16 protein-coding genes and 1 pseudogene are annotated in these 13886 nt (G+C 70.7%); 10 read left to right on the top strand and 7 right to left on the bottom strand.

The window, feature by feature from the left end; all coding sequences use genetic code 11:
* Nucleotides 1-311, top strand: a pseudogene (locus tag VFZ39_RS03685) (phospho-sugar mutase); the annotation flags it as partial.
* Between the two features lie 83 nt (nt 312-394).
* Here the strand turns inward: VFZ39_RS03685 and VFZ39_RS03680 are convergent.
* From VFZ39_RS03680 to VFZ39_RS03670, 3 genes are read right to left on the bottom strand one after another with little or no spacing between them, the layout of a single operon-like run.
* Nucleotides 395-721: an ArsR/SmtB family transcription factor gene (locus tag VFZ39_RS03680; RefSeq protein WP_330864370.1), complete on the bottom strand. Its 327-nt coding sequence runs from the start codon at nt 719-721 to the stop codon at nt 395-397.
* Nucleotide 722: 1 nt separating this feature from the next.
* The gene (locus tag VFZ39_RS03675; protein ID WP_330864369.1) at nt 723-1373 is read right to left on the bottom strand and encodes an SRPBCC family protein; all 651 of its coding nucleotides are present in this window, start codon (nt 1371-1373) and stop codon (nt 723-725) included.
* Nucleotides 1374-1405: 32 nt separating this feature from the next.
* Nucleotides 1406-3541, bottom strand: coding sequence for a DEAD/DEAH box helicase (locus VFZ39_RS03670; protein ID WP_330864368.1), 2136 nt, complete (start codon nt 3539-3541; stop codon nt 1406-1408).
* Nucleotides 3542-3821: 280 nt separating this feature from the next.
* Here VFZ39_RS03670 and deoC point away from each other — a divergent pair, with 280 nt between their 5' ends.
* From deoC to VFZ39_RS19065, 5 genes are all read left to right on the top strand, one after another.
* The gene (deoC, locus tag VFZ39_RS03665; protein WP_330864367.1) at nt 3822-4817 is read left to right on the top strand and encodes a deoxyribose-phosphate aldolase; all 996 of its coding nucleotides are present in this window, start codon (nt 3822-3824) and stop codon (nt 4815-4817) included.
* Nucleotides 4818-4838: 21 nt separating this feature from the next.
* A complete protein-coding gene (locus VFZ39_RS03660) occupies nt 4839-6278 on the top strand; it encodes an aldehyde dehydrogenase family protein (RefSeq protein WP_330864366.1) in 1440 nt (479 codons plus the stop codon).
* A 64-nt stretch (nt 6279-6342) separates the two neighbouring features.
* Complete coding sequence (locus VFZ39_RS03655) at nt 6343-7212, top strand: aldehyde dehydrogenase family protein (RefSeq protein ID WP_330864365.1); 870 nt, start codon at nt 6343-6345, stop codon at nt 7210-7212.
* A 10-nt stretch (nt 7213-7222) separates the two neighbouring features.
* Nucleotides 7223-7738, top strand: coding sequence for a hypothetical protein (locus tag VFZ39_RS03650; protein WP_330864364.1), 516 nt, complete (start codon nt 7223-7225; stop codon nt 7736-7738).
* Between the two features lie 52 nt (nt 7739-7790).
* Entirely contained in the window at nt 7791-7973 is a 183-nt protein-coding gene (locus VFZ39_RS19065) for a DUF2243 domain-containing protein (RefSeq protein WP_414690257.1), read from the top strand.
* On the opposite strand, the gene VFZ39_RS03645 is transcribed toward VFZ39_RS19065, so the two are convergent.
* Entirely contained in the window at nt 7962-8465 is a 504-nt protein-coding gene (locus tag VFZ39_RS03645; RefSeq protein WP_330864363.1) for a metallophosphoesterase family protein, read from the bottom strand. The two genes, VFZ39_RS19065 and VFZ39_RS03645, sit on opposite strands and share 12 nt — an antisense overlap.
* On the opposite strand from VFZ39_RS03645, the gene VFZ39_RS03640 reads away from it, so the two are divergent.
* Both VFZ39_RS03640 and VFZ39_RS03635 read left to right on the top strand, forming a co-directional pair.
* On the top strand, nt 8456-9403 hold the full coding sequence (locus VFZ39_RS03640; RefSeq protein WP_330864362.1) for an oxygenase MpaB family protein: 948 nt from the start codon (nt 8456-8458) through the stop codon (nt 9401-9403). The genes VFZ39_RS03645 and VFZ39_RS03640 overlap by 10 nt on opposite strands.
* Nucleotides 9379-10002 carry an ATP-binding protein gene (locus VFZ39_RS03635; protein WP_330864361.1) on the top strand — a complete coding sequence of 208 codons (624 nt, stop codon included), beginning with the start codon at nt 9379-9381 and terminating at the stop codon, nt 10000-10002. The genes VFZ39_RS03640 and VFZ39_RS03635 overlap by 25 nt, the downstream gene beginning before the upstream one ends.
* Here the strand turns inward: VFZ39_RS03635 and VFZ39_RS03630 are convergent.
* Nucleotides 9965-11050: an adenosine deaminase gene (locus VFZ39_RS03630; RefSeq protein ID WP_330864360.1), complete on the bottom strand. Its 1086-nt coding sequence runs from the start codon at nt 11048-11050 to the stop codon at nt 9965-9967. The two genes, VFZ39_RS03635 and VFZ39_RS03630, sit on opposite strands and share 38 nt — an antisense overlap.
* 18 nt (nt 11051-11068) lie before the next feature.
* Between VFZ39_RS03630 and VFZ39_RS03625 the strand changes: the two genes are divergently transcribed.
* Nucleotides 11069-11521 (top strand): MaoC family dehydratase, encoded by a 453-nt coding sequence (locus VFZ39_RS03625; RefSeq protein ID WP_330864359.1) that lies wholly within the window; start codon nt 11069-11071, stop codon nt 11519-11521.
* Between the two features lie 203 nt (nt 11522-11724).
* Here VFZ39_RS03625 and VFZ39_RS03620 read toward each other — a convergent pair whose 3' ends face one another.
* A complete protein-coding gene (locus tag VFZ39_RS03620) occupies nt 11725-12405 on the bottom strand; it encodes an endonuclease V (RefSeq protein WP_330864358.1) in 681 nt (226 codons plus the stop codon).
* A gap of 25 nt (nt 12406-12430) precedes the next feature.
* Between VFZ39_RS03620 and VFZ39_RS03615 the strand changes: the two genes are divergently transcribed.
* Nucleotides 12431-13534 carry a CapA family protein gene (locus VFZ39_RS03615; protein ID WP_330864357.1) on the top strand — a complete coding sequence of 368 codons (1104 nt, stop codon included), beginning with the start codon at nt 12431-12433 and terminating at the stop codon, nt 13532-13534.
* Nucleotides 13535-13581: 47 nt separating this feature from the next.
* Here VFZ39_RS03615 and VFZ39_RS03610 read toward each other — a convergent pair.
* Nucleotides 13582-13886 (bottom strand): hypothetical protein (locus VFZ39_RS03610; protein ID WP_330864356.1); only part of this gene is annotated, 305 nt, incomplete at its 5' end.

The following is a 13886-nucleotide window of genomic DNA, read 5'->3' as shown; positions in this document are numbered from 1 at the left end:
TGGAGACCCTGCGACGTACGCCCCCGACGAGCCTGGGCGGCCTGGCCGTCGAGTCGGCGGAGGACCTCGCCGACGGCAGCGCCGAGCTGCCGCCCACGGACGGGCTGCGCTACCGGCTCGCCCACGGAGCCCGGGTGGTCGTCCGCCCCAGTGGCACCGAGCCGAAGCTGAAGGCCTACCTCGAGGTGGTCGTGCCGGTCGAGGAGCGCGCTGCCGACTCCGACGGCGGTGAGGTCGACGCGGCCCGGATCGCCGCCGCTGGCCGGCTCGACGCGATCCGCGCCGACCTGCAGAAGGCCGCCGGCATCTGACCCAGCCCGGCGCGCGCGGCTAACGCAACGCAGGTGACGCTTCCGGGTAGCTCTAACGTCCCGGGAGCGCACGGAGTGTTGCGTTAGCCGTCTCGACGACGGCCGCGAGCGATCTCGGTGCCGAGCGCGTCCAGGCGTTGGGTCCAGAAGCCGCGGAACTGCTCGAGCCAGGCGTCCACCTCGCGCATCCCGGTCGGGTCGACGGCGTAGAGGCGGCGGGTGCCCTGCGGCCGGACCGTCGCGAACCCGTTCTCCCGCAGGACGCGCAGGTGCTGCGACACCGCGGGCTGACTGATCCCGAACTCCCGCCCGATCACCTCGACGACCGATCCCGAGGTCAGCTCGCCCTCAGTCAGCAGCTCGAGGATCCGGCGCCGAACCGGGTCACCGAGCACATCGAAGGCGTGCATCTCAGGCCGGCTCCTCCTCGCCCAGGTAGAAAGCGCGGGTCCGGTCGGCGCGAAGCCGGGCGTCGGCGGGATCGCTCCCGTCGGCGATGTCGGCCTCGCACCACGCCTCTCCGCTGCGGGTCATGAAGTCGCGGCCGACGTCGGACAGCGCCCACTCCTCCACGTCGGCCGGGTCAGCCGTCTCTCCCGACTCGAGGTGACGCTGCAACCCGAGCAGCGACAGGTCCCACCCGATCCCCACGGCTCCGGGCCCGTAGCGCTTCGTGCGCTCGTCGAGCGCGTCGTGCTCCATGATGTGGCGAAGCACCAGCGTCGTGGCGCCGTCGGACTCGCTCAGCTCGACCTCGACCCAGCTGACCCCGTCGCCGTACTCCCACGTCACTGCCAGCGAGCGCGGTGGGTCACAGCGCTCGATGGTGCCGCCTGCGTTGCCGGTGAGCTGGTACCGGCCGCCTTCCCGAAGGTCGCCCTGGACCGGCGTGAACCAGCGCTGCAGGCGCTCGGGGCTGGTCAGCGCGTCCCACACGTCGCCGGCCGAGGTGGCGTAGGTCTGCTCGGCGGTCAGTGCCCGTGCCGGCTTGCCGCGATGGTCGAGGCTGGTGAGGTGGCGCCGGACGGCGCCGATCTGGTCGAGAGCATGTGGGAGGTTCATCGACCCTGTCTAACATTCTTGACTTATATAAGTCAAGGATTTGTATTCCCGCGCTTCTCGAGCGTGTCGGCGAGCAGCGAGACCAGCGCCTCGAGGCGTACGTCGGCCGTGGTGGCCGCTTCCTCCTCCGCCCCGTCGAGGGCGACCGCCGCCAGCCCGGCCTTGCTGTCGATCAGGTCCGCGATCCGGGTGTCGATCGTCTGCGCGGCCAGGATCCGCCACGCCGTGACCGGCTCCGTCTGCCCGATCCGGTGCACCCGGTCGATCGCCTGGGTCTGCTCCGCGTTGGTCCAGGACAGCTCGGCGAGCACCACGTCCGAGGCCACCTGCAGGTTGATGCCGACTCCCGCCGCGGTGAGCGAGCAGACGATGATCGAGACGTCCGGGTCGTTGACGAAGGAGTCGATCGCCTGCTGCCGAGCGGTCCGGGACTGGTCGCCGCGGATCTCGGTCCAGCGCAGGTCGCGGCGGGTGAACACGTCGCCGGCCAAATCCATCACGTCGAGGTGCTTGGCGAAGAACACGACCTTGCCGGCGCTGCGGGCCAGCTGGGCGGCGTAGTCGGCCGCCAGCCCCGCCTTCGCCTGGCCGATCCGCCGGACCATCGCGAACACGTTGTCGCCGGTCGTCGAGTCCTCGGAGTCCGCCAGCTCGCTGCCGGCGACCCGGCGCACCAGGTCCAGGTCGACGCCGGTCCCGGCCGGGCTCGGCCCGCTGCGGCGGGTGGCCATCGCGGCGTCGTACCGCTGCACCAGCCGCTCCACCAGTTCCTGCTCGGCCTCCCGGATCGACCGTCCGTCGGCCTCGGCCAGCTCGACCGGCAGATCGGCGATCCGTCGGGCCGGGATGTCCGCGGCCACGTCGACCTTCTTGCGACGGACGATGCCGAGGTCGACGACGGCTTCACGGGCGGCGGGGTAGAAAGCGTGGTCGGCCGGCGTCAGGCCGGTCTCCTCCAGCGCGGCCATCAGCCGGGGGCCGGGCTTCTTCTCCTCGATCCAGCCCAGGAACCGCCAGATCGTGAGGAAGTCGTCGACGTCGTTGATCAGCGGGGTCCCGGTGAGCGCCATCATCAGCGGCCGGGCCACCCGGCGGCGTACTCGCTCGGCGATCTCGAGGACGTTCTGCGAACGTTGCGACGCCTTGTTCTTGATGAAGTGGGCCTCGTCCACGATCATCCCGCGGAACCCGTGGTCGCCGATCCAGCCCACGTGCCGGTCGAGGATCTCGTAGTTGACGACGATGATGTCGGCGAACCCGTCGACGGAGAGGCCGTCGCCGTGGACGACGCTCACGGTCTTGGACGGCGTCCACTGTGCGGCCTCGCGCGCCCAGTTGGTCTTCACGACGTTCGGCACGACCGCAAGCAGCGGGTACGCCTCCGCCGTCTGCGCGGCGAGCAGCGCCTGCGCGGTCTTGCCGAGGCCGGGCTCGTCCGCGAGCAGGAACGTCCGGTGACCGTCTCCCACCGCAGAGAGCAGCCGTGCCTGGTGCTCCATCAGCTCCAGGCCCGGCGGCAGCATCTGGGGCCGGGACGGAGGCAGGTCCATGCACGACCGGACGCCGGGTGCTGGGTGCTCGAACGAGCTGAGCAGCGGCCCGATCAGCTCCCAGCCGACGAGCCGGCGCTCCTTGGGCACCACCGGGACGGCGCTGTAGTCGGGGGCCATGAACGGGTTGGCGAGCTGGGCACGGGCGACCGACTGGGGCACGACCTGTCGGTCGGGCCGGAGCGGCGAGGTCGACGCAGAACCCGTGGACTCTGCCGCCGGTTCAGGCTCGATGCCACCTCGCTCCTGCAGCTCACGCTTGAGGCGTCGTACGCCGTCGGTGATCTCGGCGTCCTCGCCGAGCCGCGTGAACAGGGACGGCTCGCGGGCCGCGGTCTGGGCGAGGATGGTCGCGATGCCGTCGAGCCGCTTGAGCTCGGTGGCCCGGCGTTGCTCGTCGAGGGAGTCGTCGGCCTTGAGCCGCGCCCGCTCCTCGCGGACCAGTAGCGCGACGACCTGGAACCGGGTGCCGTCGACCCGGCCGCGCATCACCCCGTTCTCGACCTCGCGCACTGCCTGCGCAAGCACCGGGATGATGCCCTCGTTGTCCTGGTCGCGTCGCCGGCCGCGGGTCGTCGTCCGCGACCCGCTCGACCGGCGTTGGCCCTGTCGTGCCACTCCACTCCTCCTGCGGTGGACGACCACCGCGCCGCGCCACGCACGCCTGCACGTGTCCGTACGGGCGATCGTGCTGCCCGTGACCCCCTCGAGATCGAGCCCGACGGACTTGCCTCACTCGAACCGGCTGGTCCGGGGTCGTCGTCGGGTGCCCGGCGGACCGCCGGGACACGCCCAGAGTACCCCGGAGCGGCCTGGTTTCGCCGATCCCGGGGTCGCGTCGGCCGATCGCTTCCCGCCGGATTGCCGCCGCGTCGTCCCCCGGACCTATGCTGAACAGGTGACAGCCACCTCGATCTCCGCCGGCCAGCAGGCGGCGGGCGACGTCTCCGAGATCACGCGCTCCGAGGCTTCACTCCGACGCTTCCTGCACGGACTCCCCGGTGTCGACCAGGTCGGCGCCGAGGCCCGGGCCGCCGGTCTCGGCACCCGCTCCATCAAGACCACGGCCAAGGAGTACGCCCTCGACCTCGCGATCCGGATGGTCGACCTCACGACGCTGGAAGGTGCGGACACGCCGGGCAAGGTCCGGGCCCTCTCCAGCAAGGCGGTGCGACCCGACCCCGCCGACCCCACGTGTCCGCAGGTCGCCGCGGTGTGCGTCTACCCCGACATGGTCGCGACCGCCAAGCAGGTCGTCGGTGACTCCGGCGTCAAGATCGCCGCGGTGGCCACCGCCTTCCCGAGCGGTCGGGCGGCGATGGACATCAAGATCGCCGACACCAAGGACGCGGTCGAGGCCGGCGCCGACGAGATCGACATGGTGATCGACCGGGGAGCCTTCCTGGCCGGCCACTACCTGCAGGTCTTCGAGGAGATCGTGCAGGTTCGTGAGGCGTGTGCCCGCCCCGGAGCAGCTGAAGGGGAGGGTGCCCACCTCAAGGTCATCTTCGAGACCGGTGAGCTGCAGACCTACGACAACGTCCGGCGCGCGTCCTGGCTGGCGATGATGGCCGGGGCTCACTTCATCAAGACCTCGACCGGCAAGGTGCAACCGGCCGCCACCATGCCGGTGACGCTGGTCATGCTCGAGGCGGTGCGCGACTGGCGCGACGCGACCGGTCAGATGATCGGCGTGAAGCCGGCCGGGGGCATCCGGACCGCCAAGGACGCCATCAAGTACCTCGTGATGGTCAACGAGGTCGCCGGCCCCGACTGGCTCGACCCGGACTGGTTCCGGTTCGGCGCCTCCACGCTGCTGAACGACCTGCTGATGCAGCGCACCAAGACGATGACCGGCCGCTACTCCGGACCCGACTACTTCACGCTGGACTGAAGGTTCACCATGACACCCGAGATGACATTCGAGTACGCACCAGCCCCCGAGTCGCGGGCCATCGTCGACATCAAGCCGTCGTACGGCCTCTTCATCAACGGTGAGTTCGTCGACGGGCACGGCAAGAGCTTCAAGACGATCAGCCCGGCCACCGAGGAGGTGCTCGCGGAGGTCGCGGAGGCCGACCAGGCCGACGTCGACGCCGCCATCAAGGCCGCGCGTCGTGCGTACACGCGGGTCTGGTCCAGGATGCCCGGCCGGGAGCGCGCGAAGTACCTCTACCGGATCGCCCGGATCCTCCAGGAGCGCGGCCGCGAGCTCGCTGTGCTGGAGTCCATCGACAACGGCAAGCCGATCAAGGAGTCGCGCGACGTCGACGTCCCCATCGCGGCGGCGCACTTCTTCTACTACGCCGGTTGGGCCGACAAGCTCGAGTACAGCGGCTACGGCACGCAGTCGCTCGGCGTCGCCGGCCAGGTGATCCCGTGGAACTTCCCACTGCTGATGCTGGCCTGGAAGATCGCGCCGGCGCTGGCGTGCGGCAACACGGTCGTCCTCAAGCCGGCCGAGACCACGCCCCTGACGGCGCTGCTCTTCGCCGAGATCTGCCAGCAGGCCGACCTACCGCCGGGCGTCGTCAACATCATCACCGGGGCCGGCAGCACCGGTGCCACCCTCGTGGAGCACCCCGACGTCGACAAGGTCGCCTTCACCGGCTCGACCGCCGTGGGCAAGGCGATCGCCCGTGCCGTGGCCGGCTCCGACAAGAAGGTCACGCTCGAGCTGGGCGGCAAGGCGGCCAACATCGTCTTCGACGACGCGCCGATCGACCAGGCGATCGAGGGGATCGTCAACGGGATCTTCTTCAACCAGGGTCACGTGTGCTGCGCCGGATCCCGCCTGCTCGTGCAGGAGAACGTGTACGACGAGGTGCTGGAGCGACTCAAGCGCCGGATGTCGACGCTGCGGGTCGGCGACCCGCTCGACAAGAACACCGATGTGGGAGCGATCAACTCCGCCGAGCAGCTCGGCCGGATCCGTGAGCTGTCCGAGGTCGGGGAAGCCGAGGGCTCCGAGCGCTGGTCGGCCCCGTGCGACCTGCCCAGCAACGGCTTCTGGTTCCCGCCCACCGTCTTCACCGGCGTCTCCCAGGCGCACCGGATCGCCCGCGAGGAGATCTTCGGGCCGGTGCTGTCCGTGCTGACCTTCCGCACACCCGCCGAGGCGATCGAGAAGGCCAACAACACCCCCTACGGCCTCTCGGCAGGGGTCTGGACCGACAAGGGCTCCCGCATCCTCAAGGTGGCCAACGCGCTGCGCGCCGGCGTGGTCTGGGCGAACACGTTCAACAAGTTCGACCCGACCTCGCCCTTCGGCGGTTACAAGGAGTCCGGCTACGGCCGCGAGGGCGGCCGCCACGGCCTCGAGGCTTATCTTTCACCCCACGGAACCGCGAAGTGAGCGCGCTGCGCGCGGAGCGATCACGCTTCCGCGGGGACCCCGAAACCACAGGGAGTTCAGTTCCATGAGCCGTGTCGACGTGCGCAAGACCTACAAGCTGTTCATCGGCGGGCAGTTCCCCCGTTCCGAGTCTGGCTACTCGTACGTGGTCGAGGACAGCAAGGGTCGGTTCGTCGCGAACGCCGCGAAGGCCTCGCGCAAGGACGCGCGCGACGCGGTCGTCGCTGCCCGGGCGGCGGTCAAGGACTGGTCCGGCCGTACGGCGTACAACCGGGCACAGATCGTCTATCGGGTCGCCGAGATCATGGAGGACCGCCGCCCCCAGTTCGTCGACGCGGTGCGCCAGTCCGAGGGTCTGACCTCGGCGCGGGCCAACGCGGTCGTGGACGCGTCGATCGACCGGCTGGTCTGGTACGCCGGATGGGCGGACAAGATCACCCAGCTCGTCGGCGGCGCCAACCCGGTTGCCGGGCCGTTCTTCAACCTGTCGACGCCGGAGCCGACGGGCGTGGTCGCCGTCGTCGCGCCCGAGCAGTCCTCGCTGCTCGGCCTCGTCAGCGTGGTCGCGCCCGTGATCGTCACCGGCAACACCGCGATCGTGATGACGTCGTACTCCCGGCCGCTGCCGGCTGTGACGTTCGCCGAGGTGCTGGCCACGAGCGACGTGCCCGGCGGGGTTGTGAACGTCCTGACCGGCGACGCCGCGACCACCGCACCCTGGCTGGCCGCCCACATGGACGTCAACGCGATCGACCTGACCGGCATCGCCGGAAACACCGAGCTCGCCACCTCACTGGAGCAGGCGGCCGCCGAGAACCTCAAGCGGGTCCGCCGCGCGCCCGACGCCGAGCCGGACTGGACCGCCGACCCGGGCATCGAGGCCATGACCGCGTTCCTGGAGACCAAGACGGTCTGGCACCCGATCGGGGTCTGAGACCCCGCTGATGGGCAGGTTCCGGCAGCCCGACCGCAGGAGCTGTGGCGCGGCGGTGCTGGTCATGGCCCGGATGCTGGCCGAGCCCCACTACGCGAGATGGATCCGGGGCGCCGACGACGACGCCGGCCGGTTCGCCGACGAGGTGCTGCGCACCCACCGCCGGACCAACCGGCTCGTGGACGCCCGCCGCGGCCTTCAGCTCCCGTGGCCGCGGGCCCTCGGCACGCAACCGTGGGCGCTCGCGCGCGAGCTGCCCGGCCGGCACCGGGCAGCGCTGGTCCGCGGCCGAGCCGGCGCCTGGCAGCGGCTGGTCGAGGCGGACCGTCCGGTGCCGCTGTACGTCGGGAACCGGCTGCTCCCCCGTCACGTCGTCCTCGTCACCGGCCGCGACGCCGAGGACCGGGTGCGGGTCTACGAGCCCGGCTCGGGAGACACGGTTCGCATGCACCGCACCGACTTCCTCGCCGGCAGCCTCGACCTCGCCGGCTGGAACCGGCCGTGGTTCGTGGTGCTTCCGCGCTGACGAGCGCGTCGGGCGAACGCGAGGCCTGCCACTGACGTGGGTACGGCACGCCATGGCGCGCCCGTCCGACGGCTCGGTGCCCAGCCCGTCCCGGCCACCGTCGCAAGCCGTCGGTGTGCTCTTTGGCGCGGGCCTCGGCGGCTTCGTCGACGGCATCGTCCTGCACCAGATCCTGCAGCGGCGGAAGGTCAGTCGTGCCCGGCGTACAGCCCCGCGAGCCGCCTCATCGCGGTAGCGCGTGCAGGCTGACCTCGCGGAGCTCGGAGCCGTCCACGAGTGCGGTGACATACGTGCCGTGCGGCTGTCGGCGGCGGTCCGTGGGCGACCCAGGGTTGAGCAGCCGCAACCCGTGAGGTGTGGTCGTGTCCCACGGGATGTGGCTGTGTCCGAAGACGAGCACGTCCAGGTCGGGGTACAGCGCGTCGCACCGCCGTTCCCGCCCCGCCTTCTGCCCGGTCTCGTGCACGACTCCGAACGCCAGGTCCTCGATCCTGAGGCGCGCCACCTCCGGCAGCCGCTCGCGCAGGACGCCGTGGTCGTTGTTGCCGTAGACCCCGAGCAGCACCCGTGCTCGCTCCTCCACCGCGTCGAGCAACCGGACGTCGACCCAGTCACCAGCGTGGATCACGATGTCGGCGCGCTCCACCTCGTGCCACACCGGATCGGGCAAGTCACGGGCTCGCTTGGGGACGTGCGTGTCTGCGAGCATCAGGAGTCGTGCGGTCACCCACTCAGTCAACGACATGGCGTCGTCGTGAGCGAGGCCGACTCCCGCGCGACTTCTGGCTCCGGCGACTCGAGCAGCTCGATCCGGAGACCGACTACGCCGAGATCTACGGCATCATCGTCCGCCACGAGTTCCCCTGGGACCTCAACCAGTCGCTGTCCTTCGCGCTGTTCCGGACCTATGCCGTCCCGAGCATCGGCGTCCTGCTCCAGCAGACCGGAGAGTTCACCGAGCGCACCCAGAAACGGTACGACGACACCACCCTGCTGCTCGACGCCATGGGCGAGCACGGCCTCGACAGTGAGGAGGGGCGGGCGGCGCTGCGGCGGATGAACCAGATGCACGCGATGTACGACATCAGCAACGACGACCTGCGCTACGTGCTCTCCACATTCGTGGTCGTGCCGATCCGATGGCTGGACGAGCACGGCTGGCGCCCGATGACCGAGCGGGAGAAGGTCGCCTCCGCCCTCTATTACCGCGACCTCGGCCGGCACATGGGGATCAAGGACATGCCCGGCACCTGGCGGGAGATCGCGGCGCTGCTCGACTCCTACGAGGCCGAGCACTTCGCGTACGACCCCAGAGCGCGCGAGGTGGCTGACGCCACGCTGCGCCTGATGGCCACGTTCCCGCCCAACGACAAGGCGCCGGCCCGGTTGGTGATCCGTTTCTCGCGCGCCTTCATGGACGAGCCGTTGCTGGCCGCGTTCCGCTACCCCCGACCCACCGCGGCCGAGCGTCGAGCCGCACGCGCCACGCTGCGGGCGCGCGCCGCCTGGCTGCGGCGCCAGCCGCCCCGCCTCACCCCGCTGTACGTCCGTGACCTGCCGAACATCCGCTCCTACCCGGGCGGGTACGACGTGCGCGACCTCGGCACGTTCGCGCCGACCGGACCCGGCAGAATGTCTGGGTGCCCGCACCAGCCGCCCGCGTGATCGTGCTGGCCGGCCCCTCGGGTGCCGGCAAGTCGCGGCTCGCCGACCGCCTGGGCCTGCCGGTGCTGCGGCTCGACGACTTCTACAAGAACGGGTCCGACCCCACGCTGCCGACCATCACCGAGGGGCAGAACGCCGGACTCACCGACTGGGACCACCCGGACTCCTGGGTGCGCGACGACGCGATGGACGCGATCCGGGCGCTCTGCACCGACGGAGTGGCCACGGTGCCGATCTACGACATCGCGCAGGACGGTCGCTGCGGGGAGCGGGTGCTCGACCTCGGCGGCAGCCCGCTGTTCCTGGCCGAGGGGATCTTCGCACAGGAGGTCGTCCCGGCCGGGCACCGTGAGGGCTTGGTCGCGGCGGCGTACTGCGTCACCCAGCACCCGCTGGTCACGTTCTGGCGGCGGTTGACCCGCGACCTGCGCGAGCACCGCAAGCCCCCGCTGGTCCTGCTTCGCCGTGGCTGGGCACTGTTGCGGGCACAGGGCGACGTAGTCCGCCACGCTGTCGCGCTCGGGTGCCGCGAGGTCTCGCCCGAGCAGGCCTACGCGGAGATCAGGGCGATGCTGCCAGCGCGGCGTACCCCGGCTTGACGGTCTCCTCGATGATCGCGAGCCGCTCGTCGAACGGCAGGAACGCCGACTTCATCGCGTTGATCGTGAACCACCGGAGGTCGTCGAGGTCGTAGCCGAACGCGTCCACCAGCGCGCTCATCTCGTCGGTCATCGAGGTCTGGCTCATCAGCCGGTTGTCGGTGTTGACGGTGACCCGGAACCGCAGCTTCGTGAGGAGCCCGATCGGGTGCTGGGCGATCGATTCGGCTGCTCCGGTCTGCACGTTGGACGCCGGGCACATCTCGAGCGGGATCCGCTTGTCCCGGACGTACGCCGCCAGCAGCCCCAGCTGCGGTTCGCCGTCGGGTCCCTCGGTGATGTCGTCGACGATCCGTACGCCGTGCCCGAGCCGGTCGGCGCCGCACCACTGGATCGCCTGCCAGATCGAGGGCAGGCCGAACGCCTCGCCCGCATGGATCGTGAAGTGGGCGTTCTCCCGCTGGAGGTACTCGAACGCGTCGAGGTGACGGGTCGGTGGGTAGCCCGCTTCCGCGCCGGCGATGTCGAAGCCGGCCACGCCGCGGTCACGCCACGCGACAGCCAGCTCGGCGATCTCCATCGAGCGCGCCTGGTGGCGCATCGCGGTCAGCAGCTGCCGCACCACGATTCGGCCGTCGGCCGCGGCGAGGCCCTCGTCGATGCCGGCCTGGACCGCGGCGACCACCGCGTCGAGGGAGAGGCCGTTGCTGACGTGCTGCTCCGGCGCGTAGCGCACTTCGGCGTACACCACGCCGTCGGCGGCGAGGTCCTCCACGCACTCCCGGGCGACGCGCGCCAGGGCGGACTCGCTCTGCATCACCCCGACGGTGTGGTCGAACGTCTCGAGGTAGCGGACGAGCGAGCCCGAGTCTGCGGACTCGGCGAACCACCGGCGCAGCGACTCCGCGTCAGCCGTGCCCGGTGGCAGCTCGTGACCGCACTCGTCGGCGAGCTCCAGCACCGACTGCGGGCGCAGCCCGCCGTCGAGGTGGTCGTGGAGCAGCACCTTGGGTGCCCGGCGTACCTGGTCACGGGTGGGAGTGGTCACGTCCCTATCCTTCCAGTCATGCGCACGTTCACCGACTTCGACGAGCTGATCGCCGCCGCCGGACAGGAGCTGGGCACCAGCGACTGGCTGAGGATCGAGCAGGACCGGGTGAACCAGTTCGCCGACGCCACCGGTGACCACCAGTGGATCCACGTCGACGTGGAGCGCGCGGCGTCGGGTCCGTTCGGCGGCACCATCGCCCACGGCTACCTCACGCTGTCGCTGATCCCGATGCTCGGCGCGCAGGTCTTCACCCTCGACACCCCGGGCGCGAAGCTCAACTACGGCGTGAACAAGGTTCGCTTCCCCGCCCCGCTCCGGGTCGGCTCGCGCGTCCGCGACACCGTCTCGGTGAAGGAGGTCACCGACCTCCCCTCGGGCAAGCAGCTGACCCTTGGCCACGTGATCGAGATCGAGAACGGCGACAAGCCCGCCTGCGTCGCCGAGACCGTCGTGCTGCTCCTCCTCTGACCGCGAGCGACGTTCCCGAAGGGCGGCTGGGCGGCTGAGCGCGTCAGGCGTTCTGAGCCATCTATGGCACCACCCGCATGACCCATCACTGCACGCTCTGCCGCACGGTGGACCGGTGCCCGACCAGCCGATGAGAGAGCTCGTCACTCCGCCCACGATGACGCACTCTTCCAGCGCATCCCGCGCAGCAGATGCAAGCCGACTCACTCACCGTCCGCGGCGCTTCGAGCTGAGCGGGCGAAGCGCCGCGCGTGGCGCAGTGGCTCGGGAGTGCGGCGCTGGCCGGTGGTGCTGGCCACCACGTCGACTGCGGTAGCGAGATCGATCCGCCATCCCGGATGCACGACCACCGGACGGACCCCGGGACGGGTCCGCATCCAGCAACCGACCACGGTTTCTCCGAGCCGGAGCGGGCTGATGTCACCGCGACCGTCTTCGGGCCACTCCCCTTGGGCGAGCAGCGGGCGATGGGTGATGCCCACCGTGGGCAGACCGAGCTCCGCACCGAGGTGCAGCGCCAGGCCGGCGCCCCGCGGATGATCGCGTGCGGTCGCGTCGAGCAACAGCACGTCCGGGGGCGTCGACAAGGACCGCACCGTTGCTTCCATCAGCCCACCGATCCTCAGCGCCAGCAGCCCGGGACGGTACGGCGCGCCCGCGACGCCGCGACGTACCACCCGGTCGAGCACCAGGCCCCCACGCATGACCACAGCTGCGGCCCACGCCACGTCCCCTGGACGCCCACAACCTCTGAGGCCACGCGGGAAGCACACCCAACAGCCGCCGATCTGCAGCTCATCGCGAGCAGGCCGCCACGGCTCCACAGCGGCCCGCGCCAGCTCCTGTTGAACGTCGATCAGCGACTCGGCCTCGATCGGCCACATGTGACCATCCTTGCGCTGCCGGTGAGTGCCACGATGGGGTGTGGTCGTGCTGTGTCTGACCGGTGACGTGATGACGGGGCGGGGTGTGGACCAGATTCTGCCTGCGGCGGGTGACCCACGGCTGTGGGAGCAGTACGCCACCAGCGCCAGACACTACGTCGCGCTGGCCGAGGCAGCCTCCGGGCCCATCCCCCAGCCGGTGGACTTCTCGTGGCCGTGGGGCGATGCGATTCGGGTCCTCGACGAGCTGGCGCCGGATCTCCGCATCGCCAACCTGGAGACCAGCATCACCAGCAGTGACGACTTCCAGCCCGCGAAGGTCGTGCTGTACCGAATGCACCCGGGCAATGTCGCCTGCCTGACCGCTGCCCGGCTCGACGCCTGCGCGCTCGCCAACAACCACGTGCTGGACTTCGGCGTCAGCGGCCTGAGGGAGACCCTCGACGTACTCAACCACGCGGGCCTGGGAGCGGTGGGCGCGGGATGCCACGAGGAGCAGGCATGGCGCCCAGTCGTGCTCACCGCCGGTGGCCATCGAGTCCTCGTGTGGTCCGTGGGTTCGGCCTCCAGCGGCGTGCCGCACACCTGGGCGGCAGGACCCGATGGCGCCGGGGTGGCCTTCCTCAGCGAGCACTCCACGCCCGACACCGACGCGCTCTGCGAGCGGGTGCGCCGGGCGAAACGGCCCGGGGACATCGCGGTCGTGTCCGTCCACTGGGGATCGAACTGGGGGTACGACGTACCGCGCGCACAGGTCCGCTTCGCCCATCGGCTCATCGACAGCGGCGTGGACGTCGTCCACGGGCACTCCTCGCACCACCCGCGCCCGGTCGAGGTCTATCGCGACCGGCTCGTGCTCTACGGCTGTGGCGACCTGATCAACGACTACGAGGGGATCGGAGGCAACGAACGGTTCCGCGGTGACCTGCGGCTGTTGTACGTCGCCCGGCTGGGCCCGACCGGAAGGCTCGACCAGCTGCGGATGGTGCCGCTTCAGTCGCGGCAGATGCGCTTGCGGCTCGCCACGGAGGAGGACGCGAGGTGGCTGCAACGGATCCTGCACAAGGCCAGCCGTGGCTTCGGAACGAAGGTCGAGGTCGCGCCCGACGCCAGCCTGCTGCTCCGGTGAAGCGTCCATCAGCGCGGCGGTCGACGTGATCTGGCTGGGTCGGCGGATCACCCGGAGCCGATGGAGTCGGAGGCCTCGATCCGCTGCTCGTGCCGGACCCGGACCGCGCCGGCGTACCCGTCGACAAGACCGACCACGACCTCGTACGCGTTTCCTGCGCTGGTGCGCAGCCTGACCGTCCAGGAGTTCTCGGCCGGGTGGTGCTCCTCGGCGCTGAGCGACAGCGCGTCCACGTCCACGGCGTAGGCGGTCGCGGCTCCGTGTCGGGCGCAGCGGATCGCGACATCCCGTGAGGTCGGCGTCGGCGCCGGTCGGCCGACCAGCTCCATGAGGTCGTGGAAGGCGCGGGCCA

The organism is Nocardioides sp., from assembly GCF_036374615.1.
GTDB lineage: Bacteria > Actinomycetota > Actinomycetes > Propionibacteriales > Nocardioidaceae > Nocardioides.
Note: the sequence above shows the minus strand (reverse complement) of the source record. Positions and strands in the feature narration are given on the sequence as shown.

Bases quoted from the DNA above. Each gene is read 5' to 3' on its own strand.
- VFZ39_RS03620 (WP_330864358.1), bottom strand. From the start codon at position 12,405: ATGTGGCCGATCGAGGCCGAGTCGCTGATCGACGTTCAACAGGAGCTG.
- VFZ39_RS03650 (WP_330864364.1), top strand. From the start codon at position 7,223: ATGGGCAGGTTCCGGCAGCCCGACCGCAGGAGCTGTGGCGCGGCGGTG.
- VFZ39_RS03675 (WP_330864369.1), bottom strand. From the start codon at position 1,373: ATGAACCTCCCACATGCTCTCGACCAGATCGGCGCCGTCCGGCGCCAC.
- VFZ39_RS03625 (WP_330864359.1), top strand. From the start codon at position 11,069: ATGCGCACGTTCACCGACTTCGACGAGCTGATCGCCGCCGCCGGACAG.
- VFZ39_RS03680 (WP_330864370.1), bottom strand. From the start codon at position 721: ATGCACGCCTTCGATGTGCTCGGTGACCCGGTTCGGCGCCGGATCCTC.
- VFZ39_RS03655 (WP_330864365.1), top strand. From the start codon at position 6,343: ATGAGCCGTGTCGACGTGCGCAAGACCTACAAGCTGTTCATCGGCGGG.
- VFZ39_RS19065 (WP_414690257.1), top strand. From the start codon at position 7,791: ATGGCGCGCCCGTCCGACGGCTCGGTGCCCAGCCCGTCCCGGCCACCG.
- VFZ39_RS03660 (WP_330864366.1), top strand. From the start codon at position 4,839: ATGACATTCGAGTACGCACCAGCCCCCGAGTCGCGGGCCATCGTCGAC.